Annotated in this window: 20 protein-coding genes; 8 read left to right on the top strand and 12 right to left on the bottom strand. The window is 60.5% G+C overall.

Annotated features, from left to right (window positions below; genetic code table 11):
• The first annotated feature begins 190 nt into the window (after positions 1–190).
• Genes hcnA through hcnC form a run of 3 tightly spaced genes read left to right on the top strand, consistent with a single transcriptional unit; the run spans position 191 to position 3163 of the window.
• A complete protein-coding gene (hcnA, locus tag AABM55_RS16390; protein ID WP_347926999.1) occupies positions 191–505 on the top strand; it encodes a cyanide-forming glycine dehydrogenase subunit HcnA in 315 nt (104 codons plus the stop codon).
• Complete coding sequence (gene hcnB / locus AABM55_RS16385) at positions 502–1911, top strand: cyanide-forming glycine dehydrogenase subunit HcnB (protein WP_347926998.1); 1410 nt, start codon at positions 502–504, stop codon at positions 1909–1911. The genes hcnA and hcnB overlap by 4 nt, the downstream gene beginning before the upstream one ends.
• The gene (gene hcnC / locus AABM55_RS16380; RefSeq protein WP_347926997.1) at positions 1904–3163 is read left to right on the top strand and encodes a cyanide-forming glycine dehydrogenase subunit HcnC; all 1260 of its coding nucleotides are present in this window, start codon (positions 1904–1906) and stop codon (positions 3161–3163) included. Before hcnB ends, hcnC begins: the two co-directional genes overlap by 8 nt.
• On the opposite strand, the gene AABM55_RS16375 is transcribed toward hcnC, so the two are convergent.
• Complete coding sequence (locus AABM55_RS16375) at positions 3141–4004, bottom strand: NAD-dependent protein deacetylase (RefSeq protein ID WP_347926996.1); 864 nt, start codon at positions 4002–4004, stop codon at positions 3141–3143. The two genes, hcnC and AABM55_RS16375, sit on opposite strands and share 23 nt — an antisense overlap.
• A 166-nt stretch (positions 4005–4170) precedes the next feature.
• On the opposite strand from AABM55_RS16375, the gene glsB reads away from it, so the two are divergent.
• Positions 4171–5079 (top strand): glutaminase B, encoded by a 909-nt coding sequence (glsB, locus tag AABM55_RS16370; RefSeq protein ID WP_054597690.1) that lies wholly within the window; start codon positions 4171–4173, stop codon positions 5077–5079.
• 236 nt (positions 5080–5315) lie between these two features.
• On the opposite strand, the gene AABM55_RS16365 is transcribed toward glsB, so the two are convergent.
• The gene (locus AABM55_RS16365) at positions 5316–5690 is read right to left on the bottom strand and encodes a DUF6124 family protein (protein ID WP_347926995.1); all 375 of its coding nucleotides are present in this window, start codon (positions 5688–5690) and stop codon (positions 5316–5318) included.
• Between the two features lie 883 nt (positions 5691–6573).
• Between AABM55_RS16365 and AABM55_RS16360 the strand changes: the two genes are divergently transcribed.
• Together AABM55_RS16360 and AABM55_RS16355 are read left to right on the top strand one after the other, a co-directional pair.
• On the top strand, positions 6574–6747 hold the full coding sequence (locus AABM55_RS16360; protein ID WP_347926994.1) for a hypothetical protein: 174 nt from the start codon (positions 6574–6576) through the stop codon (positions 6745–6747).
• 6 nt (positions 6748–6753) lie between these two features.
• On the top strand, positions 6754–7773 hold the full coding sequence (locus AABM55_RS16355; RefSeq protein ID WP_347926993.1) for an AbrB family transcriptional regulator: 1020 nt from the start codon (positions 6754–6756) through the stop codon (positions 7771–7773).
• 435 nt (positions 7774–8208) lie between these two features.
• Here the strand turns inward: AABM55_RS16355 and AABM55_RS16350 are convergent, their stop codons facing one another.
• The 6 genes from AABM55_RS16350 to AABM55_RS16325 form a co-directional block, all read right to left on the bottom strand.
• The gene (locus AABM55_RS16350; RefSeq protein ID WP_347926992.1) at positions 8209–10152 is read right to left on the bottom strand and encodes a DNA topoisomerase III; all 1944 of its coding nucleotides are present in this window, start codon (positions 10150–10152) and stop codon (positions 8209–8211) included.
• Positions 10153–10248: 96 nt separating this feature from the next.
• The gene (locus AABM55_RS16345) at positions 10249–10602 is read right to left on the bottom strand and encodes an SLOG family protein (protein ID WP_347926991.1); all 354 of its coding nucleotides are present in this window, start codon (positions 10600–10602) and stop codon (positions 10249–10251) included.
• On the bottom strand, positions 10590–12284 hold the full coding sequence (locus AABM55_RS16340) for a Na/Pi cotransporter family protein (protein WP_347926990.1): 1695 nt from the start codon (positions 12282–12284) through the stop codon (positions 10590–10592). Before AABM55_RS16340 ends, AABM55_RS16345 begins: the two co-directional genes overlap by 13 nt.
• Positions 12285–12410: 126 nt before the next feature.
• Positions 12411–15125, bottom strand: coding sequence for a magnesium-translocating P-type ATPase (gene mgtA / locus AABM55_RS16335; RefSeq protein ID WP_347926989.1), 2715 nt, complete (start codon positions 15123–15125; stop codon positions 12411–12413).
• 287 nt (positions 15126–15412) lie between these two features.
• A complete protein-coding gene (locus tag AABM55_RS16330) occupies positions 15413–15703 on the bottom strand; it encodes a hypothetical protein (RefSeq protein WP_347926988.1) in 291 nt (96 codons plus the stop codon).
• A gap of 390 nt (positions 15704–16093) precedes the next feature.
• Positions 16094–16447, bottom strand: coding sequence for a hypothetical protein (locus AABM55_RS16325; protein ID WP_054598352.1), 354 nt, complete (start codon positions 16445–16447; stop codon positions 16094–16096).
• Positions 16448–16727: 280 nt separating this feature from the next.
• On the opposite strand from AABM55_RS16325, the gene AABM55_RS16320 reads away from it, so the two are divergent.
• Complete coding sequence (locus AABM55_RS16320) at positions 16728–18161, top strand: serralysin family metalloprotease (protein ID WP_347926987.1); 1434 nt, start codon at positions 16728–16730, stop codon at positions 18159–18161.
• Between the two features lie 88 nt (positions 18162–18249).
• On the opposite strand, the gene AABM55_RS16315 is transcribed toward AABM55_RS16320, so the two are convergent.
• Both AABM55_RS16315 and AABM55_RS16310 read right to left on the bottom strand, forming a co-directional pair.
• A complete protein-coding gene (locus AABM55_RS16315; RefSeq protein WP_347926986.1) occupies positions 18250–19869 on the bottom strand; it encodes an MFS transporter in 1620 nt (539 codons plus the stop codon).
• A 178-nt stretch (positions 19870–20047) separates the two neighbouring features.
• Positions 20048–21700 (bottom strand): GMC family oxidoreductase N-terminal domain-containing protein, encoded by a 1653-nt coding sequence (locus AABM55_RS16310; RefSeq protein ID WP_347926985.1) that lies wholly within the window; start codon positions 21698–21700, stop codon positions 20048–20050.
• Positions 21701–21834: 134 nt separating this feature from the next.
• Between AABM55_RS16310 and AABM55_RS16305 the strand changes: the two genes are divergently transcribed.
• A complete protein-coding gene (locus tag AABM55_RS16305; RefSeq protein ID WP_054597680.1) occupies positions 21835–22728 on the top strand; it encodes a LysR family transcriptional regulator in 894 nt (297 codons plus the stop codon).
• Between the two features lie 656 nt (positions 22729–23384).
• On the opposite strand, the gene AABM55_RS16300 is transcribed toward AABM55_RS16305, so the two are convergent.
• On the bottom strand, positions 23385–24488 hold the full coding sequence (locus tag AABM55_RS16300) for a DNA alkylation repair protein (RefSeq protein WP_347926984.1): 1104 nt from the start codon (positions 24486–24488) through the stop codon (positions 23385–23387).
• 79 nt (positions 24489–24567) lie between these two features.
• Positions 24568–26376 carry a monovalent cation:proton antiporter-2 (CPA2) family protein gene (locus AABM55_RS16295; RefSeq protein ID WP_347926983.1) on the bottom strand — a complete coding sequence of 603 codons (1809 nt, stop codon included), beginning with the start codon at positions 26374–26376 and terminating at the stop codon, positions 24568–24570.
• Positions 26377–26497: the final 121 nt, after the last annotated feature.

The following is a 26497-nucleotide window of genomic DNA, read 5'->3' as shown; positions in this document are numbered from 1 at the left end:
GACAGAAGGAGGCGCGGTACGGTTCACTGGCCTGGATCAATATTTTGCTTTGGCATATCACGTAACGTAAAGGTTTCAGGGCCTTGTAGCACCGTCAGCTACATTGTCTTGGCGCAGCAATGTTGCGTCATTGCACGACTGCAGCAGGATGCTGACACCCCTTAATGACTTTTCACGGATGAAACATGCCATGCAACGCCTAGACCGTACCTTTGATATCCAGCCGCTTATGCGGGCAGATATGACCATCGAACTCAATGGCCAGCCGGTCAGCGCCGCGATCGGCGAAACCGTGTTGACGGTCATTCAAGCCCTCGGCGTGCGCCAGGTCGCACGTAACGATCACGATCAGATCAGCGGGGCCTATTGCGGCATGGGCGTGTGCCAATGCTGCCTGGTGAAAATCAACGGTCGGCACAAACGCCGCGCCTGCCAGACGCTGGTGCAGCCGGGCATGCGGGTCCAAACTGCGGTCAACCGCATTGCCGAGCAGGAGGCACTATGAGCCTGCATCCGGTCATCGTCGGCGGTGGTCCGGCGGGTATGGCGGCGGCCATTGAACTGGCCAGACACGGCGTGCACTGCACCTTGCTCGAAGAAGCTTCACGGCTGGGCGGGGTGGTGTATCGCGGGCCGTTGCGCGACGGCGTACAGCTGGACTATCTGGGGCCGCGTTACGCTGAGTCCCTGGCCAAACTGCATGGCGACTTTCTGGACCGTTGTGCGCTGATCGATGTGTGTCTGAACACGCGGGTTGTCGGTGCAGAAGGGACCCGGGCGCTGGTCATGCTGGACGCTGACGAACGCGTGCAGGAAATCACCTACCCGCAATTGTTGCTCGCCGCCGGATGCCATGAGCGCAGCGTACCGTTCCCTGGCTGGACATTGCCGGGGGTGATACTGCTGGGCGGTCTGCAACTGCAAATCAAGAGTGGCGTGGTCAAGCCGCAAAGCCCGGTGGTGATCGCCGGTACCGGCCCGTTGTTGCCGTTGGTTGCCTGCCAATTGCATGCCAGCGGAGTGAAGGTCGCCGGAGTGTTCGAGGCCTGCGCGTTCGGCAAGATCGCCAAGGAAAGCCTGGCACTGCTGAACAAACCCCAATTGTTCCTCGACGGGCTGAGCATGCTCGCCTATCTGAAACTGCACCGAATCTCGATGCGCTACGGTTGGGGCGTGGTCGAGGCGCAAGGCGAGGGCGAGTTGCGCAGCGTGACGGTCGCACCGTATTCCAGCAACTGGCAGCCAGACCTGAGTCGCGCCGAGCAAGTGCCGGCGCAGACCCTGGCGGTAGGCTATGGCTTTATTCCGCGTACTCAACTGAGTCAGCAAATGGGCCTGGAACATGGCTTCAGCGATGACGGTTATCTGCGTGCTACAGCCAATATCTGGCAGCAAAGCAGCGAGCCGCACGTTCACCTGGCTGGTGACATGGGCGGGATCCGCGGTGGTGAGGCAGCGATGCTCAGCGGTCGAATCGCTGCGTTGTCGATCCTTGTGCAGCGCGATGTGCTGAGCAGCGAAAAGGCGCTGCACTTGCGCGAGCGCTATCTGGCGAAACTCAAGTCCATCGTGCGTTTTCGCGCGGCGGTGGATCGCTACACCGAGCGCGGTGCCGGGCAGACCGCGTTGCCGGCTGCCGATACGCTGATCTGCCGTTGCGAAAACGCCACCCGGGCCGACATCGATCGTGCGCTGTCCCAAGGCGTTCAAGACATGGCCAGCCTGAAAATGCGCACGCGGGTGAGCATGGGCGATTGTCAGGGGCGGATGTGTGTCGGTTATTGCAGCGACCGCTTGCGTGAAGCCACCGGGCGCCAGGATGTGGGCTGGTTGCGCCCACGTTTTCCCATCGAGCCGATTCCTTTTTCGGCTTTCCAGAACCTCGGCACGGATGCGTTGAATCATGAGTAAGTTCTACGATGTGGTCATTGCCGGTGGCGGTGTGATCGGGGCTTCTTGCGCCTATCAACTGTCGAAACGCAAGAATCTGAAAGTCGCGCTGATCGACGCCAAGCGCCCCGGCAACGCGACTCGCGCGTCGGCCGGCGGCCTGTGGGCGATTGGCGAGTCGGTGGGGCTGGGCTGCGGGGTCATTTTCTTTCGCATGATGTCGGCCAACCGCAAGCGCGAAGCCCAAGGCGCGGCGGTGGCGGTCGACTCCAGCACGCCGCACATCCTGCCGGATTCGTTCTTTGAGTTTGCCCTGCAATCGAATGCGCTGTACCCGGACCTGCACCGCGAGTTGCAGGAAAAGCACGGCATGGATTTCAAGTTCGAAAAAACCGGGCTGAAGTTCGTGATCTACGACGATGAGGACCGCTTGTACGCCGAGCACATCGTCGCCTGCATTCCACACCTGGCCGATCAGGTGCGCTGGCTTGACCAGGCCGCGCTGCGCGAGGCCGAACCGAGCGTCAGCCATGAAGCACGCGGGGCGCTGGAGTTTCTCTGCGACCATCAGGTCAGCCCGTTCCGCCTGGCGGACGCCTACACCGAAGGTGCCCGGCAGAATGGCGTCGACCTGTATTTCAACACCAACGTCACTGAGGTGTTGCGCCAGGGTTCGCGGGTGGTCGGGGTGCAGACTGCCGAAGCCGGCAAGTTCCGTTGCGACACCTTGATCAACGCCGCCGGCGCCTGGGCGGCTGACTTGAGTGAGTGGGCTACTGGCATCCGCATTCCGGTGAATCCGGTCAAGGGTCAGATCTTGCTGACCGAGCGCATGCCGAAGATCTTGCGCGGTTGCCTGACCACCAGTGATTGCTATCTGGCGCAGAAGGACGACGGCGAGATTCTGATCGGTAGCACCACCGAAGACAAAGGCTTCGACGTGACCACCACCTACCCGGAAATCTATGGGTTGGTGCAAGGCGCGATCCGCTGCATTCCAGAGCTTGAACACATCAATCTCAAGCGCTGCTGGGCAGGGTTGCGGCCGGGCTCACCGGATGAGCTGCCGATTCTCGGGCCGATGAAAGGGGTGCAGGGCTATCTCAATGCCTGCGGGCATTTCCGCACCGGCATCCTGACTTCGGCGATCACCGGCGTGTTGCTCGACAAACTGGTGAACAACGAAGCGTTGCCGCTGGACATCACACCGTTCCTGGCGGATCGGTTTGAGGTGAAACAAACGGTCGCGGTCAAACAGGCAGAAATGGCCTGAATTGGCTCAGGTGTTCTGCGAGCAGCGGCAATAGCTGTTCGCAGGACGCCTCGATTTTCATGTCCAGCAACTCATCGGCGCGGGTCTTGCCCAGGTTGATCGCAATCAGCGGTTTGCCGTGGTCGGCGATCACCCGACACAGGCGAAACGCCGAAAATGCCATCAACGATGACCCCACCACCAGCAAACCCGCTGCCTGTTCGGCAGCGGCCATGGCCTTGGCGGCGGTGGCGTGCGCGACGTTTTCACCGAAAAACACCACATCCGGTTTCATTCGCTCACCTTCGCAGTTTGGGCAACGGGGGACTTGAAAATGCGACTCGAAGGCCGGGTCGAGCAGGGTGTCACCATCGGGTGCCTGAACCGCATCGACACCCGCCAGATAGGGGTTTTGCGCTTCCATGAGGCGCTGGATCGAGTCCCGGTCACTGCGTTGGCCGCAATCCAGGCACAACACCCGGTGCAAGCTGCCATGCAGCTCGATCACGTCCGGGCTGCCGGCCTGATCGTGCAAAGTGTCGACATTTTGGGTGATCAGCCCGGCAATCTGCCGCTGTGCTTGCAGCGTGGCCAAGGCTTCGTGGGCGGTATTCGGCCGCGCTTGCCGAACCCGTGGCCAACCGAGCATCGCCCGTGCCCAGTACCGCTGGCGTGACTCGGGTGCTTTGAGAAACTCCTGATACATCATCGGCTGCCGGCCGCGCCGCACCCCATCGGTGTCGCGGTAATCGGGAATGCCCGACGCCGTGCTGATGCCGGCGCCCGTGAGCACCAGCAACGGCTGCTCGGCCATCAGGTTCTGCAGGTGGTCAAGCTGTTCGCGGATGGGGCTGTCGAACATGGTCAGCGCTCCGGTTGCCGGGTTTCACAACACGATGCAGGATAGTTGTTATTCGGTCTACTGCGAGGGGTTGGCAGTTGAGCGAAAAACTGTGCTCTGACGTGCGTTTGTGACGTCTAGCGTCTGTGTCCCCGCGGTGGTACGGGGCGTGAATTCGGAAGCCGGCATGCAAGCGTTGTTGAACGAGATTCTTGACACGGTTCGCCCCCTGATCGGACAGGGCAAGGTGGCTAATTACATTCCTGCGCTGGGCAGTGTGCCGGCCGATCAGTTGGGCATTGCGGTGTATGGCAATGACGGCGAGCTGTATTGCGCCGGCGATGCCCACACGCTGTTTTCGGTGCAGAGTATTTCCAAGGTGTTCAGCCTGGTTCAGGCCATCGAGCATTCCGGCGAGGCGATCTGGGAGCGACTCGGTCACGAGCCTTCCGGCCAGCCGTTCAATTCGCTGGTGCAGCTGGAGTTCGAACGCGGTCGACCGCGCAATCCGTTCATCAATGCCGGGGCGCTGGTGATCTGTGACATCAACCAGTCACGCTTTGCCGCGCCAGCGCTGTCGATGCGTGATTTTGTGCGGCGGTTGTCCGGTAATCCGCAAGTGATGGTCGACAGCAAAGTCGCCGAGTCGGAATACCAGCACCGTGCGCGCAACGCGGCCATGGCTTACCTGATGCAATCGTTCGGCAACTTTCATAACGATGTGGAAGCCGTGCTGCGCAGCTACTTCAGCCATTGTGCGCTGCGCATGAGCTGTGTCGACCTGGCCCGGGCCTTCTGTTTCCTGGCCAATGACGGGTTTTGCAAGCACAGCGGCGAACAGATCCTCACGGCGCGCCAGACCAAACAGGTCAACTCGATCATGGCCACCAGCGGTCTGTATGACGAAGCTGGCAACTTTGCCTATCGCGTCGGTCTACCGGGCAAGAGTGGTGTAGGCGGCGGCATCGTGGCCGTGGTGCCGGGGCGCTTTACCGTGTGCGTCTGGTCACCGGAACTGAACCCGGCAGGTAACTCGCTGGCCGGCATGGCGGCACTGGAGTTGCTGAGCCAGCGCATTGGCTGGTCGGTGTTTTAAAACCCGAAAACCAATAAATCGCCCGCCCACCACCTCCCTCGTAGGAGCAAAGCTTGCTCGCGATGGCCTCACCGCGGTGTATCTGAATGACCGCAGCGTGTCCATCGCGAGCAAGCTTTGCTCCTACGGATTGTGGGTGATCGCACCCTTATGGTACGACTCAACCCTGTAGGAGCAAGGCTTGCCCGCGATGAACGATAACGCGGTCTACCTGACGCCCCCTAACACTTGGCGTGCTACTGCGGTGAGTCCGGTGGGTCGAGGTGATCCAGTGCGCGATTCACCGCCAACTCGGCCAGCGAAATCATCTGTTGAATCGCCAGCGCGGTATTGCGCTTGGGGCCTTCGAGGTCGAACGCCAGATCGCTGGCCATGACATTGGCCGAGGCGAGGGTTTCGCAGGCGTGGGCCAGCAGGGTTTCAGAGTCGACGTCGGGGGCGATGACGAAAATGCAGCCGGGACGGCGGTCGGTTAACAATGCCTTGGTCTCGGGCAGCACCAGGTAATGATCGAGCGCACGGTGTGCGGCGGCGTGGAGCTCTTTTGAGTCGAGGGAGGCGTAGGGGGAAACCGGATCGGTTTCGGGGGGATTTGGAGTGGCTTTGAACATGGTGAACCTCGCTTTGTCATTGTGAGTTACCACCGTCTGCCGCCAAGCAGATTAGGTGGCGGGTTACACAAGTTTGGCGGACCGGTTCAAAGCGAAAAAATACCGGCATCCCCGAAGGGATCCTTGGGCAACCCGCCATGACACAGGAGAGCAGGCACTAAAGAGTGCCGTCAATCATGGTTGGGACGCTGTTGCGCGCTTTGAATACCGAGCCGCCAAGCCCGTTCGCTGAATGGTCAGCGACACGGAAACAATAGAGGCGAGGACCAATACGCACAAGCCGGCGGATTCTGGCGCAGGTGTAGGTCGTGACGCAAGACGTTGTAGCCTCTGATAGGCGCAGTGTAGGCAAGCTTAAACACCCGTTGTAGCAGCTGCCGAGCCCGCGAGGCTGCGTTCGGCCGCAGAGCGGTCGTAAAATCAGGCAACACGTTCGCTCAGGTAAACCGCGTACGCCGGATTGACGAGGACTGCGTCCGAACGCGGCCCGCCTCTAACGTATCCTCGCGGGCTCGGCAGCTGCTACGGGCGCTGTTACTCCGGTGGGTCGAAGTGATCCAGTGCGCGATTCACCGCCACCCGGCCAGGGAAATCATCTGCTGAATCGCCAGTGCGGTATTTCGTTGATCGTTCCCATGCGACGCAAAAAAATGCCTCTGGGGACGCTCCGCGTCCAGTGACGCAGAGCGTCACGGGCTGCATTCCCACGCGGGAGTGGGAACGATCAGTTTCGCTCGCGCCCATCATTTTCGGAAGCGCCTTACAGCCAGCCATGAAGTAGTGTATTAACCTGCCAGTTGCACTGCTCATCGGTGAGTTACGAACCGAGTCAGAGTCGTTCCAGGCGAGTTTTTTCGCCGCACTCCAGCTTAAGGAAGAGTCTATGCTCGCGCCGGCACAACGCTGTGCAGTTCTTATTACTGATCCCCACCTTCGCAACGACATCTTCGCAATCGGCGCCCCTACCGCAGGAGTGTTCTACGCGGTCAGCAATATTGATGTCCTGCAGATGCAGGCTGAAATCATCTACAAAAACCTTCGTGCATTAGGCGCTTGAGAAACTATGAAAACCTTACTGTGTTTGCTGATTGCCACTGCGGTGGGCACTGGTTTTCAGTATGCCGGCGTCCCGCATGGCCTGTTGCTGGGCTCGATACTCGCGACTGCATTGATCGTCAGCAACCGCCAATTTTCGCCGAAGATGCCGCTCGGCCTTGGCTATGTGCAAATTGTATTGGGGATCGCCACCGGCCTGATGTTCGAGGCTTGGGACAGCCAGACAGTCGCCGCGCTGTTGCCCAGCCTGGGTTTGTTGCTGCTGTGCCTGACAGCGCAGATTGTCGCGGCGGGTTTGTGGCTGCGCAACGTGTCGGGATGGAACCTCAAGGACTCGCTGCTGGCCGTTTACCCAGGCGCACTCGCGGCGGTATTCGATTTGCTGGAGTCCGAGCGGGCATCGAGCAAGGTGATCGTCGTGCACCTGGTCCGTCTGTTGTCGATCACCGTGCTGGTCAGTTTTTGCATCCCCGGGCCTGTCGACGCAGTGCTTGTCGAGAACAGTCCGCTGGGCATCAACATCGTGCTGACGTTGTTGTCGCTGGTCGCCCTGTGCCTGGTGCTCGGGCGCCTGCTGTTGCGCATCGGCGTCCCGGCACCGTTCATGCTCACCGCGATTGTCACCACCGGCGTCTACGTCAAACTGGGTTATCTGCATGGCTTCCACATGCCGGCATGGAGCGTTGATGCCGCCGCCGTCGTCCTTGGTGTGCTGATCGGCTCGAAATTCAAGGACATTACCCCGGCGGAGCTCGTGCGCCACGGCCGTGCCGGGTTGATGTCTGTTGCGCTGATGTTGCTGGTCGCCGCGGCGTTTGCCGGGGTAGCGGGGCGGTTGCTGGGCAGCGATCCTTTGGCTTCATGGTTGGCGTACATGCCGGGGGCCATCGAAACCATCGCGATCGTCGCGTTCAGTGGTGGGCTGAACGTGGTGTTCATTCTGTCCCACCACTTGGTGCGGATGGTCGTGTTGCACTTCGCCCCCGCCTTGATTGTTCAGGCGCGTAGACGGCGGGAAAATGCCTGATCAGGCAAAGGCAGCGTAGCCTGTTGATCAGTTACTGCGGCACTGGCTGATCGAAACTATCCAGCGCGATATTTCGTTGATCGTTCCCATGCGGGTGAACGATCAATGATTACGCAAGCCGTTACGCAAACCGTAGCAGCTGTCGAGCCTGCGAGGCTGCGTTCGGCTCGGTCCGCGCTCGGGCGAAGCGGTCGTGAAATCATGCAACACGTTCCGTCAGGTAAACCGCGTATACAGGATTGGCGAGGACTCTGTCCTCGAACGCAGCCTCGCAGGCTCGACAGCTGCTACGGGCGCGACTCTGTAATTGGCTGTTCGTTTTTTGCGTTTTCAATAGAAGTGGGCGGACAGCCGATAGCGACCGCCCGCCGTCGTAGGAGCATGGCTTGCCAGCGATGGGGCCCGTGAGATCGCCATCGCCGGCAAGCCGTGCTCCTACAGGGCCGGTTTTGCTTTACGTTTGGTGGCAGGTGCGGTTTTGCGCTTGGTGGTCTTGCGTTTGTTCTTCCAGGGCGCGGCTCCTTTGCCGGCCGGGCTTGCCGGGCCGCTGATGGTCAGGCGCAGGCCGGTGCAGCGGCCGACCTGTTTGCTCATCCAGGCGGCTTGTTTGGTGACGAACTCTTCAAGGCTCATTTCGCCACTTTGCACCATGTCCAGGGCTTGTTCCCAGATGGCTGTGGTGCCGGGGTCGGCGATGGCTCGGGGCACGGCGTCGATCAGGCTGAAGGCCGGCGGTGTGGCGGCCAGGGCTTTGCCGTTCTTGATCAGATAACCTCGGTCCAGCAACCCCTGAATGATCCCGGCGCGGGTTGCTTCGGTGCCGATGCCGGTGGTGTCCTTGAGCTTTTGCTTGAGCAGCGGATCTTCCACCAGTTTGGCGACATTCTTCATCGCCTTGATCAGGTCGCCTTCGGTAAACGGCTTGGGTGGCTGGGTCCAGAGGTCCTTCAGCGTCACGTTGGCGACAGCGTAATCCCGTCCTTCAGCCAGTGCCGGCAGCGTCTGCGGCGCCGGAGCTTCCCGTCCTTTCGCCGGGGCCAACGCTTCGGGCAGTGCGCGCTTCCAGCCGGGCTCGACAATCAGTTTGCCCACCGCACGCAAGGCTTGCCCGGCGCAGTCGAAGTCAGCCTGGGTACGGTCATATTCGTGATTGGGCAGGAACTGCGCCAGATACCGCGCCCGGATCAAGGTGTAGACCGCACGGTGCTTGCCGGTCAGGCGTTCGAGGTTTTTCGCCGCCGCCGTGGGGATGATCCCGTGGTGGGCGCTGACCTTGGCGTCGTTCCAGGCCCGCGACCGGCGTTGTGGCTCAAGGTGCTTGAGCAACTCGCCAAGGCTGGGGTCGGCACGCCCAAGGGCGGCGAGAATGCCCGGCGCTTCGCTGTGCTGGCTCAGCGGCAAGTAGCCACAGTCACTGCGCGGGTAAGTGATGACCTTGTGGGTTTCGTACAACGCCTGGGCCACATCCAGGGTTTCCTGAGCGCCGAGGCCGAGTTTTTTCGAGCAGATTTCTTGCAGCGTGCCAAGGTCGAACGGCAGCGGTGCGGCTTCGCGGACCCGCTCGGTGCGCAGCTTGACCAGCTGCGCACTGGCGGCGTTGCGCATGGCCATGGCCGCTTCCTGCGCCAGCGCCTGATTCAGGCAGCGGTCATGCTCGTCGCAGACCTCCGGTGCGGCGCGCCATTGGGCGGTGAACGGGATGTTGTCATGCAGCAGTTGTACGTCGATGGCCCAATACGGCACGGGCACGAAGTCAGCAATGCTGCGGTCGCGATCGACCACCAGCCGCAAGGTCGGAGTTTGCACCCGGCCCACCGGCAGCACGCCTTGATAGCCGGACTGACGCCCGAGCAGGGTGAACAGGCGGCTCATGTTCATGCCGATCAGCCAGTCGGCACGCGAGCGCCCGAGTGCCGAATGATAGAGACTGAAGGTTTCTGCGCCGGGTTTGAGCGCCGCCAGGGCCTTGCGAATCGACGCATCGTCCAGCGCCGACAGCCACAGGCGCTTGATCGGCCCGCGATAGCGGCAATGCTCCACCAGCTCGCGGGCAATCATCTCGCCCTCACGGTCGGCGTCGGTGGCGATCACCAGCTCATCCGCTTCGCCGAGTAGTCGTTTGACGGCTTTGAACTGGCTGTCGGTCTTGGGTTTGACCAGCATCTTCCACTTCTCGGGAATGATCGGCAGGTCTTCCAGGACCCAGCGTTTATAACGTGAGTCGTAGGCATCCGGCGGTGCGGTTTCCAGCAGGTGACCGATGCACCAGGTCACTGTGACGCCCGTTCCCAGCCAGCAGCCGTCGCCGCGCCGGCTGGCACCGAGCACGGCCGCAATGTCTTTGGCCTGGGAAGGCTTTTCACAGAGAAACAGCTGCATAACCACCATCAGTCATCAGGGTTTGAAGGTGCACAGCATGCGGGGTACAGCGGCGTGGATCAACCTTTATCTGTATGGATGTACAGTTAAGGTGGGTTAAACCCCTTCGTTCATCTGCAACGTTTGAATACCGGCCGCCCTGGCCTGCGCGATCAGCTCTTCGGTGTCCTCCCCACCGGGTAGCGCAATGACGATGTCGGGTCGGCTGTCTTGCAGCATGAAGCTGTTGCGCAGACGCTCCGCCAGCTTGCCGTGCAGTTGCCAGTTGGCGGGGTAGCGCACGATGTTCGCGCCCAGTTCCCGGGCCCAGTTTTCGATGTCTCCGCCCAGAAACTGATTGCCGCCGTGGATCAGCACGCGCACTTCATGCAGGCACTGGAAGGCTTCCAGTACCCGGCGGCAGGTACGGGTGTCAGCGTAATAGCGCCCGGCACAGATCAGGACGCGCATGGCAGTTGATCCTTGTCGGCAGACGGTTGCGGATGACTATCTGCCAGGTCATTGCTCTCGATATCGCGTTCCCCGGCGCGTTCGAGTACCGGGTAGGCCAGCGCCGCGATGTGGTGATGCACGCGTCGGTAGTCGCGCAGCAGCCGTTGAAAGATGTCACCGGACTCGGCCCAGGCGCTTTTGTCTTCGCGCAGGGCACGAAAGTGCGCCCGGCTGGCCGCAGCTTCCAGTCTTCTGACCGATTCCTTGCGGCTGACCAGATAGTGGGCGGTTGCAAGGTCTTCGCGAAGAAACACGGTAATCGCCAGGCTCAGGCTTTCCAGCAGCTCGTTGTGCAGCGGATAGAGCGTGCCCAGTTCGAAGGCCGAAAAGTTTTCACCGCGCCGCAGTCGGCGCGCTACCAACTGCGCAAGGCTGGTGGACAGGATGTCGGCGGCGTGCTCCAGGTTGATCACGAACATCAGGATTTCCTGCGAGCGATCGGCGTCGCTGTCACTGATGCCTTCCTGGCCGATGTCCGCCAGATAGGCACGAATCGCTGCGCTCAGCAGATCCAGGGACTGGTCGATCTGCCGTACCTCATCGACGTTGCGCTGGTCAGAGGTCTGGAACAGTTGCAGCACGCGGTTGAGCATGATCGAGAGCATGTCGGCCAGCCGCAGGGCTTCACGCGCCGCGTTGGACAGGCCAATGTTCGCCACCGCGAGGCCGGCTTCATCCAGATAGAGCGGCATGCCGGGATCAACATCCCGCGCAGGTGACGGCAGCAGGTGCGTCAGCAGTTTCGCCAGCGGTTCTGTCAGGCCGATGAACACCAGCGCCAGCAGCAGATTGAAGCTGGTGTGCAGGCAAACCACCCGTAGCGCGGGTGTCAGCTCTGCAATCGGGCTGCTCTGAGCCAGCATCGGCACGAACGGCAAGCACACCAGCGCCCCGATGACCCGCACCAGCAGGTTGCCGACCGGCAAGCGCCGGGCCACGGCGGAACTGGCGTTGAGCACCGAGGGCAGGGCGCCACCGATATTCACCCCGAGCACCAGCGCCATGCTGGTCACCGGCGAGAGCAGACCAGTGGCGGCGAGCGAGGCGATCAGCAACACCACCGCGACGCTGGAATGGCAGATCCAGGTCAGCAGCATCGCCACCAGCAAGGCAATGATCATGTCACCATCGAGGCTGTGCATGAGTGCATGGAAGATCGGCGTGCCTTCGACCTCTCCCAGCGTCGACCCGAGCATGCGTAGCGCCAGCAGCATCAAGCCCAGGCCGATCAGCGCGCAGCCGACGCTCTCGTAGCGTGAGTCATCGCGCAGGCGGAAGACGATGAACCCGGCCAGCAGGACGATAGGTGTGACGATCGAAATATCGAAACTGAGCAGTTGCACCACCAGCGTCGAGCCAATATTGGCCCCGAGCATCACCGCCAACGCTGGCGCAAGGCCCAGCGCTCCGGCGGCAGTGAAGGAGGTCGCCATCAGGCTGACGGCGGTGCTGCTTTGTAGAATGCCGGTGATCCCGACGCCCGAGAGCACGGCCATCCAGCGGTTGTTGAGGTTTTTGCCCAGCCATTGGCGCAGAGGCGTGCCGAAGCCGCGCAACAGCGCCGAAGAAATCATATGGGTGCCCCAGAGCATCAGTGCGATGGAGCCGGCGAGGTTGATCAATAGAGTAGTTCCCGACATGAGGACTCTCCCTTTGCTATTTCATTGATTGATGGCACGAAAGCCGGATCGCGGCGTATAGAGGCGGCGAACACAAAAACCTGTGGGAGCAAGCTTGCTCCCACAGGGATTGTGGCGTTCAGACGATCAGAACCATTGCTTGAAGCGGCGGATGTAGAAGGTCTTCATCAACTGGGCGAACACGCAGTAGCTGAGCAGAGTGCCCACCAGCCATGGGAAGTACTGCCATGGCAGCGGTTGCAGACCGACCAGGGTGCCGAGTGGCGAGAACGGGATGTAGATGCCCAGCACCATCACCAGCCCGGTCATCAGGATCACCGGCAAGGCCGCGGTGCTCTGGAAGAACGGGATCTTCTGGGTCCGCAGCATGTGCACCACCAACGTTTGCGACAGCAAGCCTTCGATGAACCAGCCGGACTGGAACAGGGTCTGCATTTCCACACTGTTGGCCGAGAACACGTACCACATCAGGGCGAAGGTGGTGATGTCGAAGATCGACGAGGTCGGCCCGATCCACAGCATGAAGCGCCCGATGTTCTTGGCGTCCCACTTGCGCGGCTTGCGCAGGTATTCCTTGTCCATCTTGTCCCACGGCAGCGCCAGCTGGGAGATGTCGTACATCAGGTTTTGCAGCAGCAGGTGGATCGCCAGCATCGGCAGGAACGGGATGAAGGCACTGGCCACCAACACCGAAAAGACGTTGCCGAAGTTCGAGCTGGCGGTCATGTTCAGGTACTTCATGATGTTGCCGAAGGTCTCGCGACCTTTGATCACACCTTCATCGAGCACCATCAGGCTCTTTTCCAGCAGGATGATATCCGCCGATTCCTTGGCAATATCGGTGCCGCTGTCGACCGAAATACCGACATCGGCGTCGCGCAGGGCAGGGGCGTCGTTGATGCCGTCGCCGAGGAAACCGACGGTGTGACCGTTCGATTGCAAGGCCTTGAGTACCCGGGATTTCTGTAGCGGCGTGAGCTTGGCAAACACCGTGCGTTCTTCAACCCGCAACTTGAGGGTCGACTCGTCCATCTTCTCGATGTCTTGGCCGAGCAGCGGCGTGCCGGGCTCCAGGCCGACTTCGCGGCAGATCTTGCTGGTGACCACGGCGTTGTCGCCGGTCAGCACCTTGACGGTCACGCCCATGTCGCGCAGCGCGGCAATCGCCGGGCCAGCGGTTTCCTTCGGCGGATCGAGGAAGGTCAGGAAGCCGCGAATCACCAGCTCGCGTTCGTCACTGGTCTTGTACTGGTTTTTGCTCTGGGCTTTCGGGATCTCTCGAGTCGCCACCACCAGCACCCGGAAACCGTCTTCGTTGTACTCGTTGGCCATCGCCAGCAGCGCTTTGCGACGCTGCTCATCCAGTGCAACCACCACGCCGTTCTCGTGGATGTGGCTGGAAATGCTCAGCATCTCCTCGACCGCACCCTTGCAGACCAGCAGATGATCGTCGCGACTGTCCTTGACGATGATCGACAGGCGCCGACGAATGAAGTCGAACGGCAGCTCATCGATCTTGCTGTAGGCGAACGGGATCTTGAACGTCGGGTTGCGCTCGGCGAATTGCACCACCGCCTGGTCCATCAGGTTGCGCAGACCGCTCTGGTGATGGCTGTTGAGCCACGCCAGTTCAAGAATCGAGTCGTCGCGCCGGCCATTGATGTCGACGTGGTGCTCGAGGATGATTTTGTCCTGGGTCAGGGTGCCGGTCTTGTCGGTGCAGAGCACGTCCATCGAGCCGAAGTTCTGGATGGCGTTGAGGCGCTTGACCACGACTTTGCGTTTAGCCATCGCCATCGCGCCTTTGGCGAGGTTGGCGCTGACGATCATCGGCAGCATTTCCGGGGTCAGGCCGACCGCGACGGCCAGGGCAAACATCAGCGCATCAGCCCAATCGCCTTTGGAAAAACCGTTGAGCAGGAACACGATCGGCACCATGACCAGCATGAAGCGGATCAGCAGCCAGCTGACGCTGTTCACCCCACGGTCGAAGGCGGTTTGCACCCGCGAGCCGACGATGGCTTTGGCCAGCGATCCAAAGTAGGTGCGTGGACCAGTCGCGACCACCACCGCTCGGGCGGTGCCGCTGACCACGTTGGTGCCCATGAAGCAGATGTTCGGCAGGTCCAGCAGGTTTGACTGGTCGGCGGCTGTTGCTGAGGCGGACTTCTGTGCAACGTTGCCCAGGGTGTCGTATTTCTCCACCGGCAAGGCTTCGCCGGTCAGCACCGCTTGGCTGATGAACAGGTCACGGGATTCGATCAGGCGAATGTCAGCCGGGATCATGTCACCGGCCGACAGCTGAATGACGTCGCCGGCCACCAGTTCACGCATCGGCACTTCACGCAGTTTGGGCTTCATGCCCATTTGCTCGTGACGCAGCACGGTGGCGGTGGTGCGGACCATGGCCTTGAGCGCTTCAGCCGACTTGGCCGAGCGGTGTTCCTGCCAGAACCGCAGCAGGCTGCTGAGCGACACCATGGTCATGATAATGATGACTTTGGTGAGGTCGATTTCTTCGCCTGCCTGGAGTGGGAGCCAGTAATCGGTCACGAAGCTGATGCCGGCCAGCGCCAGCAGCACATAGATGAACGGATTGTTGAGGGCCTGGAGAAACTGGACGATGGCGTGAGGTGGCTTGTCATGGGCCACTTCGTTGAAGCCTTCGCGTTGCAGGCGGCCTTCGGCATCAAGCTCGGTCAGGCCGTCGGCGGAAGTCTTGACGTTGGCGAGGGTAACTGCGAGGCCGTTTTGCGCCTCACGGGCGGCGCGCATCGACAGCTTGGTGTCGTCGTTCGTGGCGCCCCGGACGTGCTTTTTCGGATCTTTTACAAGGGTCATTGCGTGTGCTCCTGCCGCAGTCTTGCGGCACGACACACTGCAAACTCAGCTAATTAAAGGCGAGCGAATGTAGGTCGAGTCGCAAGTAAGCGGTCGATTAAAGTTATTGTGTTTTTTAGTGTTTAACGTTCGCTGCACGCCCAATAAAAAACGGCATGCAGCGAACCTACTACTGGCCTCGTCCATAACGAACCTCATGAAGTCTGTGTGTTAAATAGGCAATAGAAAGTTGCCGAATTCCTTATTAAGGAAAACGCTGGTTATACACCCTTGGAAGTACTTTCAGATCAACTGAAAGTGCGTGCCCCGAGGTGCAGGCCGAGCCATACGCTGGCCTGCTGCAGGAGGTGCGCAAAGCACCAACTCGGTGGTTCCTGGCTTTCGTCGAGGCTCCAGCGTTGCTGAAGTTGGCCGGTCGACGGGCAGACGCGCCAAGTGGCACGCAACTGAGCCTGAGTGCGCGAAGAAGGGGAGGAAAACGGCGAACGAGTCGCCACAGGGCGCTCACGGCAAGGCTTTACGCGCATCGTCGAGGCGAAGGCGCGTACACCTGGCATTACAGTAGATTTGAAGTTCATAACATGCCTCGCAACCGGACTGACGCCGGAGAGGCAAGTTACGATGGAGCGTCAAGCCCTAGCGCAGCTCACCCGACCGAGGAGTCGAGTCCCGTCATTTTCTGGGTTAAGTGCCCAGCTCTGCGAAAACGCATCAGCCAGACAGCGTCTAGATACTGTGTCCATTGGATTCTTTTGTGAGTTGAAAAAAGGCCTGAGTTACCGGCCCGGGCAATGTACTCAGGCAGGCCGCTGACGTCAACCTTAAATCCATGTTGTTAAGGCATTAGACAGATAAGGACAGTGCAGAAGGGACGGTCAGAATAATTGCAGTCGACAGTGATCGATATTAAGGCGCGAAGTGCTCATGACATTCAGTCGTCATGAGCACAAGGGATTACGCTGTAACGCTTAATGATGCATGTGTCGGGAAATATCCCGGTAAGTATCGCTGTCCGTTGCCGCCAACAGCTTGCGACCATCCTTGAGCGTGGCGATGAACGTAATCTCGGTCTCCTTGCCCGCCATCAGGTAGCCGGCGATTGCCCCGATGGGGCCGAGCAGCATGGCGCCGGCGATGCTGTAGCCAATCGCATCCTTGTTGGTCACGCTGTCCTCGGTTGCCACTTCCAGGGTTTTGAATGCCGAGGGCCGCACTTTGATTTCCTGGTTAGGGTTGAAAAGGGTTTTCAACTGCAACGCCCCTTCACGGTACTCGCTATCGCCTTGTTGAAAATCTCCTGCCAAAACGGTGACATTGACCATGTTGAACTCCCCTTGTTCGAACATTGCTGAACCTGTTATCTCGCGCTTGCAGGGGGCAGACGTCAATCAGCTGGCGATGAAGGGGCGTACCATCAGTCCGGTCAAAAAAAGAGGCATGACGCTTCGCCCTTGAGCGGTGGCTATCTAAAAATTCAATAGCCCCGCTGCTTCAAACTGTGTCAGTTTCGTTACGCCTTCAACAGGGCGAGTGATAGGACGATCTCGCGAAGGGGTCGCCGTGGTCTATCGGAACCGACTATTTGAAACAAGGACGTAAGTGATGTCACAGGCCAAAGCAAAAGCGCTCATTTCTTCAGGGCAGGTCAGTTCGGCCTACAGTCAGGTCGATGCCTTCAGCCATTTGTATGATCGCGGTGGCGCTGAGCTGATTAACGGCAAACCGTCGTTCACCGCGGATCAGGCGGCTGATCAGATTCTGCGTAAAAACCTGTCCTTGCACGACACGGACGGCAATGGCAAAGTCGAACTGAGCTTCAGCTTCATGACGTCGGCGCCGGCTAACTACAACACCAAGCTGGGTCATTTCAGCGAGTTCAGCGATCTGCAGAAAGCCCAGGCGAAACTCTCTCTGCAATCCTGGTCGGACGTGGCCAATGTCACCTTCAAGGAAGGGGTCGCAGGCGGTGACGGGCACCTGAGCTTCGGTAACTACGATGTCAGCACCGGTGGCGCGGCGTTCGCCTACTTGCCGTCGGGCGGTAGCTACGACGGTCAGTCCTGGTACCTGATCAACGATCAGTACCGGGTCAACGAGACGCCGGGCACCAACAACTACGGGCGTCAGACCCTGACCCACGAAATCGGTCACAGCCTGGGCCTGTCCCATCCGGGCGTCTATAACGCGGGTAGCGGCAACCCGACCTATAACGACGTGACCTACGCTCAGGACACGCGCGGCTACAGCCTGATGAGCTACTGGAGCGAGAGCAACACCGGTCAGGACTTCAGCAAGGATGGCAGCGGTGCGTACGCCTCGGCACCGCTGATGGACGACATTGTCGCGGTGCAAAAACTCTACGGTGCCAACCTCGAGACCCGTGCCGATGATACGGTCTATGGCTTCAACTCCAACGCCGGTCGCGATTTCTACAGCGCCACGTCGGCTGAATCGAAAGTGGTGTTCTCGGTGTGGGACGGTGGCGGCAACGACACCCTGGACTTCTCGGGCTTCAGCCAGAACCAGAAGATCAACCTCAACCAAGGCTCGTTCTCTGACGTTGGCGGCCTGGTCGGCAACGTGTCCATCGCCCACGGCGTAACCCTGGAAAACGCTATCGGTGGTTCGGGCAATGACCTGCTGATCGGCAACGCGGTGGCCAACCTGCTCGAAGGCGGTGCCGGCAACGACATCCTCTACGGCGGCGGTGGCGGCGATAGCTTGTGGGGTGGGGCCGGGGCGGACACCTTCGTGTTCGGTGCGGCATCCGATTCGACCATGACCGCACCGGACTGGATCATGGATTTCACCAGCGGTGAGGACAAGATCGACCTGTCGGGCATCGCGCAGTTCGCGTCTGGCGCCGCCACGCTGAACTTCGTCAGTGGCTTCACCGGCCATGCCGGCGACGCGATCCTGACGTACTTCGCACAGACCAACCAGACCAGTTTGTATATCGATCTCACCGGCCACGGTGCGGTAGATTTTGCCGTGGGAACGGTCGGTCAGGCGGCAACCACTGATATTGTCGCCTAAACTCTGCTGACAGGAACCGCCGATGCGGTTCCGTGCAGTGAAATGAAAGTCCGCCCAGGGCCAACATGGGCGGACTTTTTTTATGCCGTCAGTTTTTCTCCAGGTCCACGTCCTTGGTTTCGCGCAAGCAGAGCATACCCACCACAAGGCTCACCCCGGTGATCAGTATCGGGTACCACAGCCCGTAGAAAATATCCCCGGTGTAGACCACCAGCGCGAACGATACGGTCGGCAGGAAACCACCAAACCAGCCGTTGCCGATGTGATACGGCAGGGACATCGAGGTGTAGCGGATGCGCGTCGGGAACAGTTCGACCATCAGCGCCGCCAGCGGCCCGTAGCACATCGCCGAAATGATGATCAGCGCGACGATCAGCACGACGATCATCGGTTTGTTGATCTGCTGGGTGTCCGCCTGTTGCGGGTAACCGGCCAGGGTCACGGCACCGCGCAGGGCGGCTTCGTCGTAACCATCGATAGTGACATCGCCAACGCTGACCTGCACCGCGCTGCCAGCGGCGGCTTTGCTGCTGTAAGGCAGGCCTTGTTTGACCAGGAAGGTTTTGACTTTGTCGCAGGGGCTGTCAAACCGCGCCTTGCCGACCGGGTCGAACTGGAAGGTGCAGGTGGCCGGGTCGGCCAGCACGCTGATCGGCGCTTGTTGACTGGCGCGGTCGATGGCCGGGTTGGCGTAATGGGCCAGGGTTTTGAAGATCGGGAAGTACAGCACGGTGGCCAGCAACAGGCCGATCATCAGGATCGGTTTGCGCCCGACCCGGTCCGACAGCCAGCCGAAGAAAATGAAGAACGGTGCACCGATCACCACGCTGACAATCAGCAAGGTGTTGGCCAGGGCCGGGTCCATTTTCAGGAACTGGGTGAGGAAGAACAGCACATAGAACTGTGCGGCATAGAAGGTCACCGCTTGCCCGGCGTTGATGCTGAACAGCGCAATCAGCACGACTTTGAGGTTTTCCCAGTTACCGAAGGATTCGCGGATCGGTGCTTTGCAGGACTTGCCTTCTTCTTTCATTTTCAAGAAGGCCGGCGACTCGTGCAGGCTCAGGCGAATCCAGGTCGAAATGCCCAGCAGTACGATCGACAGCAGGAACGGAATGCGCCAGCCCCAGACTTCGAATTGATCACCGGTGAAGTAGCGGCAGCCGAGCACCACCAGCAGCGAGAGCAGCAAACCGAGGGTCGCGGTGGACTGAATCCAGCTGGTGTGGAAACCGCGTTTGCCGACGGGCGCGTGTTCTGCCACGTAGGTCGCGGCACCGCCGTACTCGCCGCCGAGTGCCAGGCCCTGAAGCATGCGCAGCACCACCAGAATGATCGGTGCGGCAATGCCGATACTGGCGTAGGTCGGCAGCAAGCCAACGGAGAAGGTTGCCAGGCCCATCAGGATGATCGTGGCGAGGAAGGTGTATTTGCGCCCGATCATGTCCCCCAGTCGACCGAACACCAGAGCGCCGAACGGTCGCACGATGAAACCGGCGGCGAAGGCCATCAACGCGAAGATGAAGGCAGTGGTGTCGTTGACCCCGGCGAAGAACTGTTTGCTGATCACCGCCGCGAGGGCGCCGTAGAGGAAGAAGTCATACCATTCGAACACCGTCCCGAGGGACGAGGCGAAGATGACTTTCTGGGTTTCCTTGCTGGTGCCGGCGCTGAGCGTTGCGGCGATGGCTTGAGCCTGTTCTGACATGTCGGTATCCCTCACAGTGTTTATTTATTGTTGTTCCACTGTCAGCGCCGGCCGTATGGGCTGGCGCCGCTCCTGCTGGTATTGCACGGTCCTCGTAGGAGCCGAGCTTGCTCGCGATGCAGGCGACGCGGTGTATCCGGTGATCCGCGTCATCGTTCATCGCGAGCAAGCTCGGCTTCTACAGGTGCGGCTCGGTGACCCGTTCTATTTCCGCGGTAGCGTTCCAGGTCGATGCGGCGAGAATCAGCTGCGCCGCTTTTTCGGCGATCATCAGTGTTGGTGAACAGGTATTGCCCGAGGTGATGTGCGGCATGATCGACGCATCGGCGATACGCAATCCGGGAATGCCGTGAACCCGCAGCTGGGCATCGACTACGGCATCGGCATCGTTGCCCATGCGGCAGGTGCCGACCGGATGGAAAATCGTCGTGCCGATGCGCGCGGCGGCTTCGTGCAGTTGTTCTTCGCTTTGCAAGGCCGCGCCCGGCAGGTATTCGACCGGGTTGAACGGTTGCAAGGCCGGTGCGGCAACGATGCGCCGGGTCAGGCGAATCGCCTCGGCGGCTACGCGCAGGTCTTCGGGATGGCTCAGGTAATTGGGTTGAATCAGCGGCGGCTGTTGCGGGTCGGCCGAGCGAATCTCGACGCGGCCACGGCTTTGCGGGCGCAGGTCGCAGACCGACGCGGTAAACGCCGGGAACGCATGCAAGGGTTCGCCAAAGCGTTCGAGCGAGAGCGGTTGGACGTGGTATTCGAGGTTCGCCGAGGTTTGTTCCGGTCCGGAGCGGGCGAAGGCGCCGAGTTGACTGGGGGCCATCGACAGCGGGCCACTGCGGTCGTACAGATAGCGCAGGCCCATGCCGATTTTACCCCACAGGCTGCCGGCGATCTGGTTCAGGGTCCGGGCATTTTCCAGCTTATAGATCAGCCGCAACTGCAAGTGATCCTGCAGGTTGCCACCCACGCCATTGAGCTCGTGGGCGACGCCGATGCCCAGGCGTTTGAGCAGGCTGCCGGGGCCAATGCCGGAACGTTGCAGGATGCTCGGCGAACCGACTGAGCCGGCGCTGAGGATGATCTCCCTGCGGGCAGCAAAGATGTTTACCTGGCCTTGCCAGCGGGCGCTGACCCTGGATGCCCGGCCGTTTTCCAGCAGCACGCGGTCGACGTCGACACCGGTCAGGACGGTAAGGTTTGGTCGGTGGCGAACCGGTTTGAGAAAGGCTTTGGCGGCATTCCAGCGCACCCCGGCTTTCTGATTCACCTGGAAGTAGCCGCAGCCTTCGTTGTCGCCCTGGTTGAAGTCATCGACGCTGGCGATGCCGCTTTGTTCGGCGGCGTTGCGGAAGGCGTCGAGAATCGGCCACGACAGCCGCTGGCGCTCGACGCGCCATTCACCGGCGGCGCCGTGAAATGCCGAGTCACCGGCAAAATGGTTTTCGCTCTGTTTGAACAGTGGCAGTACGTCGTTCCAGCTCCAGCCGGGGTTGCCTTCGGCGGCCCAGCGGTCGTAATCGCCGGCCTGGCCGCGCATGTAGATCATGCCGTTGATCGATGAGCTGCCGCCCAGCACCTTGCCGCGTGGATAACTCAGGCTGCGGCCTTGCAGGCCGGTTTGCGCTTCGGTCTTGAAGCACCAGTCGGTGCGCGGGTTGCCGATGCAGTACAGGTAACCGACGGGTATGTGAATCCACGGGTAGTTATCGCGCCCGCCGGCTTCAAGCAGCAACACCCGGTGCTGCGGGTTGGCGGAGAGTCGATTGGCCAGCAGGCAGCCGGCCGGTCCGGCGCCGACCACGATGTAATCGTATGCATCAACGGCAGGTTGCATCCATGACCTCGCAGCGTGTTGTTCTTATTGGGATCCATCCTAGTTGTTAGTTTTCGGCAAAAGAATGTTAGTTTTTGCTCAGCTGCTGTGCGTTTTTAAACAGTGATCAACTCCCACGCATGCAAGGAAGGCGGATGTTCGACTGGAATGACTTGCGGTTTTTTCTCGAATTGCAACGCAGCGGCCGCTTGCTGACCGCCGCCCGGCGCTTGAAAACCACCCACGCTACGGTGGCGCGACACATTGAGGCGATTGAAACGAGTCTCGGCACCGCGCTGTTTGTCCAGCAAGCCCAGGGTTACCAACTGACCCCGGCTGGTGAAGCGCTGCTCAAACATGCTGAAGCCATGGAGAATGTCGCCTTGCTGGCGCAGGAGGAGATCACCCAGTCCAGTGCGCCGCTGGGCAAGATTCGCGTCGGGGTGACCGAAGGCTTGGGGATCATGTTTCTCGCCAGTCGCATGCAGGGTTTGTTTGATCGCTATCCGGGGTTGGAAGTGGAGTTGGTGGCGGTGCCGCGTTTCGTCAGTATCCTCAATCGCGAAGCCGAGATCAGTATTCATCTGGAGCGCCCGGCGGCTGACATGCTGGTCACTCGCAAGCTCACTGATTACCGTTTGGCGCTTTACGCCAGTCAGGCTTACCTCGACCGTTCGCCGCCGTTGCGCAGCCGGGAAGACCTGGCGCGGCATGCGTGGATCGGTTACGTCGACGATCTGTTGTTCAGTCAGGAATTGATGTTTCTCAACAGTTTTTGCCGCAGCCCTCAGGTGGTGTTTCACAGTACCAGTGTGATTGCCCAGCAGCAGGCGGCGCGCTCGGGGTTGGGGATTGCGGTGTTGCCGTGTTACATGGCCAGCCATGATCCGGAACTGGTGCCGCTGTTACCGGCTGAAAGTATTCAGCGTAGTTACTGGATCAGTACCCGGCGTGAGTTGCACAAGTCGGTGCGGTTGCGGGTGTTGTGGGATTATGTGGTGGGGTTGTGTGATCGCGAGCAGGCGCTGCTGCTTGGGCCCGGCTCTTAAGTGTAGGCTGCGATCTTTTGGTCCAGGCGGCCTGATAGCCGGCCTATCTCTTGCAGGTGTACATATCCATTTCTGACACCCCCGGCCACTTAGGGTTTCGCCCTTACGGCGACTCACTTTTTTTACAAGCGCCTAAAAAAAGTAAGCAAAAAAACGCTCGCCCCAAGCGTACGGCACCTCGCTTAGGCTCGGCGTTCCCTCGCTACGGTATTCATCAGGAGGCATCGCCTACGGTCTGCTTCGCGACGACCTCCTCTCGATGTGTCCGGCTACGCCGTACGGCGCTACGCGCCAACCTCCTGATGAACACCTCCACTCGGCCTCCCGAAGGGGCGGGCGGATCAAGATCAACAGCGGCAGGCGAGCTAACGCTCGGCCTGTTGAGTGGTGAAGGCGACGGTATGCGCTGCTTTGCCTTTTTGCCTTTTTTGTGGGAGCCGGGCTTGCCCGCGATGACGACCTGGCAGCCGGCCTATCTTTTGCGGATGTACACCAATCAAAAGTGTGGGAGCTGGCTTGCCTGCGATGGCAGCCTGACAGCCGACCCATCTCCCGCAGATGTACACCAATCAAAACTGCGGGAGCGCGGCTTGCTGGCGGTAGTGATTTTACCGACCCCATCGCTGGCTAGGGCTAGGCGCGTGCCTGCTCCGGGATTACGGGGTAATTTCGAACGCGGTGCTTCCCAGTCGCTCGCCATTGACCATGATGTGTACCGCATGCGTGCCTGCGTAATGTTTGCGGGTGGTCAGCTCGCGGATCTGCTGGGTGCGGCTGAGGGTTTGGCGGGCGTGGGCGGGCAGGGTGAGGCCCTTGAGTTTGAAAACTTTCGCCGAGGTAGCGCCTGAGGCTTTGACGTAGTCGATGGCGTAATCGACCACCAGTCGCTGGTTGTCATTGGCGGTTGAGTGAAGGTCGAACGAGAGCTTTACGGTCTCGCCGAGACTGATCACCGCCGGTTCAACCTTGAGGTTATGGATCTGGACCTCGGGCTTGCCGCCAGCGCCGATAATGGCCAGTGCCCGTTGGTTGCCCTGTTTGATCAGGCTGCGCAGGGCGTGTTTGGCGATCCACGCGGTGCGCGGGTTTTCCAGCGACCAGCCTTCGATCAGGTTCAGCACCCACTCGGGGTGGTCCTTGGTGATGTCGTTGAGGTGGTTGGCCACCGACTTGCGCACATAAAGGCTGCTGTCGGCCTTGAGGCTGTCGAGGATTGCTGCTGCCAGCGTCGGGTCGGCTTGCACCGGTTCCAAACGAAATGACCACGGCAGGCGCGGGCGACTGCCTTCGCTGGCCAGGCGGCGGACGTGTTCGTTGTCGTCCAGCGACCAGTCGTGCATCAGTGCCAGTGAGCGTTCGAAGTCGCTGCGCAGGAAATGCCGGATCGCGAACTCCGAGGAACCGAACGTGGTGAAGTACTTGAGTGCGTCCATCGACAGCTCGAACGCGTGGGCACCATAAGTGGCGACGTACTGAGGCAGGAACATGCTGACGAAGCCGCTGTTCAAGCGTGGTGCGAGCGGGCGCAGGATTTCCAGTGTCTGCTCATAGCTCAGCGGCAACACTGCATGCAGGCACTCACCGACCCGCGCCATGCGCTGCATCACCGACAACTCGGCCAGGCCTTCATTGGCGAGTTTCAGGAACGCCTTGGCGTTGAACGCCGGGTACACCGCGCGCATTTCGCTGGCGATGTGTTGCAAGCGCTCGGCGTTGAAGATTTCCTTCAGGGCGGGGGGAGACTGGTCGGTGCTACTCATCGTGGATTCCTTTCAACATTTCAGAGCAAAAGATCGCGGCCTGCGGCGGTTCCCACGGGGAACGCGATCTTTTTTTGCTTCAAGGTTTGACCGTCTCTTCCTCAATCCGATCCGCCTCGAACAACCGCGCCAGTTCGGCTCGGGCTTCCTGGGCGCTTTGCATGACTTTCGCGGCATCGTCGTAGATCGCGTGCTGGGCTTCGAGCACTTGTTCGTCGTGATGCTTGAAACGCTCGATGCGGGCGTCGGCCTGGGTTTGGCTCAGGCCCAGACCGAGCAGGGTCCGGCGGCTCATTTCCAGGCTGGAATAGTAGGTTTCGCGGATCGCCTCGGCGCCGAGGTCGACCAACCGGTGCACGTGCTGACGGTTACGCGCACGGGCGATGATTTTCATGTGCGGGTAGAGTTTGCGCACCAGTTCGGCGGTCTTGATGTTGGTGTCCGGGTCATCGGTGGCAATCACAAAGTATTCCGCCTGCCCGACCTTGGCCGCATGGAGTATTTCCGGGCGCATCGGATCGCCATAGAACACCGGCACACCGCCAAAACTGCGCGACAGCTCGATGGTTTCCACCGAGGTGTCGAGGGCGACGAACTGGATTTTCTGTGCCCGCAGGATCCGCGCGACGATCTGTCCCATACGGCCCAGGCCGGCGATGACTACGCGCGGGGCGTCAGTGTCGATTTCACGCAGGTGCGGCGGCACGGCAACGGGCTGGACTTTCGATTTCACCAGTCGGCCGCACATCAGCAGCAACAGCGGGGTCACGGCCATCGACAGGGTGATGGTCAGCACCTGAAGGTCGTACATCCGTGGGTCGAACAGGCCTTGGTCGCGGCCGATCTTGAACACCACGAACGCAAATTCACCACCCGCCGCCAGCACGATGCCCAAGCGCAGCGCACTCAGCCGATTCAAACCTCCGGCCAGTCGCCCGACGACAAACAGCATCGGCAGCTTGAGCATGATCAGCAGCAAGGTCAGGCCCAGCACCGTCGCTGGGGCGCTGAACAGCAGGCTGATGTTGGCGCCCATGCCGACGCTGATGAAAAACAGCCCCAGCAGCAGGCCCTTGAACGGTTCGATTTGCGCTTCCAGTTCATGGCGGTATTCCGAGTCCGCCAGCAGCAAGCCGGCGAGGAATGCGCCGAGTGCCATCGACACGCCGACCAGGTCCATCAGCCATGCAGTGCCGATCACCACCAGCAGCGCGGTGGCGGTCGAGACTTCCGGCAGGCCGGTTTTGGCGACCACACGAAACACCGGTCGCAACAGGTAACGCCCGCCAATCACCACCACTGCGATGCTGCCGAGCACCCGCAGGACATGGTTCAAATCTTCAGCGGCGGTCGAGGTGTGATCGCCGCCGGCGAGCAGCGGCACCATGGCGATCAGCGGGATCGCGGCGATGTCCTGAAACAGCAGAATCGCAAACGCCAGCCGTCCGTGCGGGCTGGTCAGTTCCTTGCGCTCAGCCAGGCTTTGCAGACCGAAGGCGGTGGACGACAACGCCAGCCCCAGGCCGAGCACGATCGCGCTATTGAGCGCCTGGCCGAACACGTAGAACGCCAGCACGCCGATCACCGAACCGGTCAGCAGCACTTGCGCCAGACCGACGCCAAACACCGCTTTGCGCATCACCCATAACCGTCGCGGAGACAGCTCAAGACCAATGATGAACAGCAGCAACACCACGCCGAGCTCGGAAATATGGCTGACACTTTGCGGGTTGCCGATCAACCCCAGCACCGACGGCCCGATGATGACGCCGGCCAGCAGATAGCCCAACACCGCGCCCAGTTGCAGGCGTTTGGCCAAAGGCACGGTGAGCACCGCCGCGAACAGAAAGACGACAGCGGCTTGCAACAGGTTGCCTTCATGGGGCATGGCTTACTCCTGGGAAAACGTCGAACAACAAAAATTGCAGACAATCATGGGTTGGAAAGGCGACAAGGATAAAGGCTGGGCCGGCGTCAGTCAGTCATGAGTGCCGTCTATTGCGGATTTT

It is taken from the genome of Pseudomonas helvetica, assembly GCF_039908645.1.
Taxonomy (GTDB): Bacteria; Pseudomonadota; Gammaproteobacteria; order Pseudomonadales; family Pseudomonadaceae; genus Aquipseudomonas; species Aquipseudomonas helvetica.
This window is presented reverse-complemented; position numbering and strand designations above follow the sequence as displayed.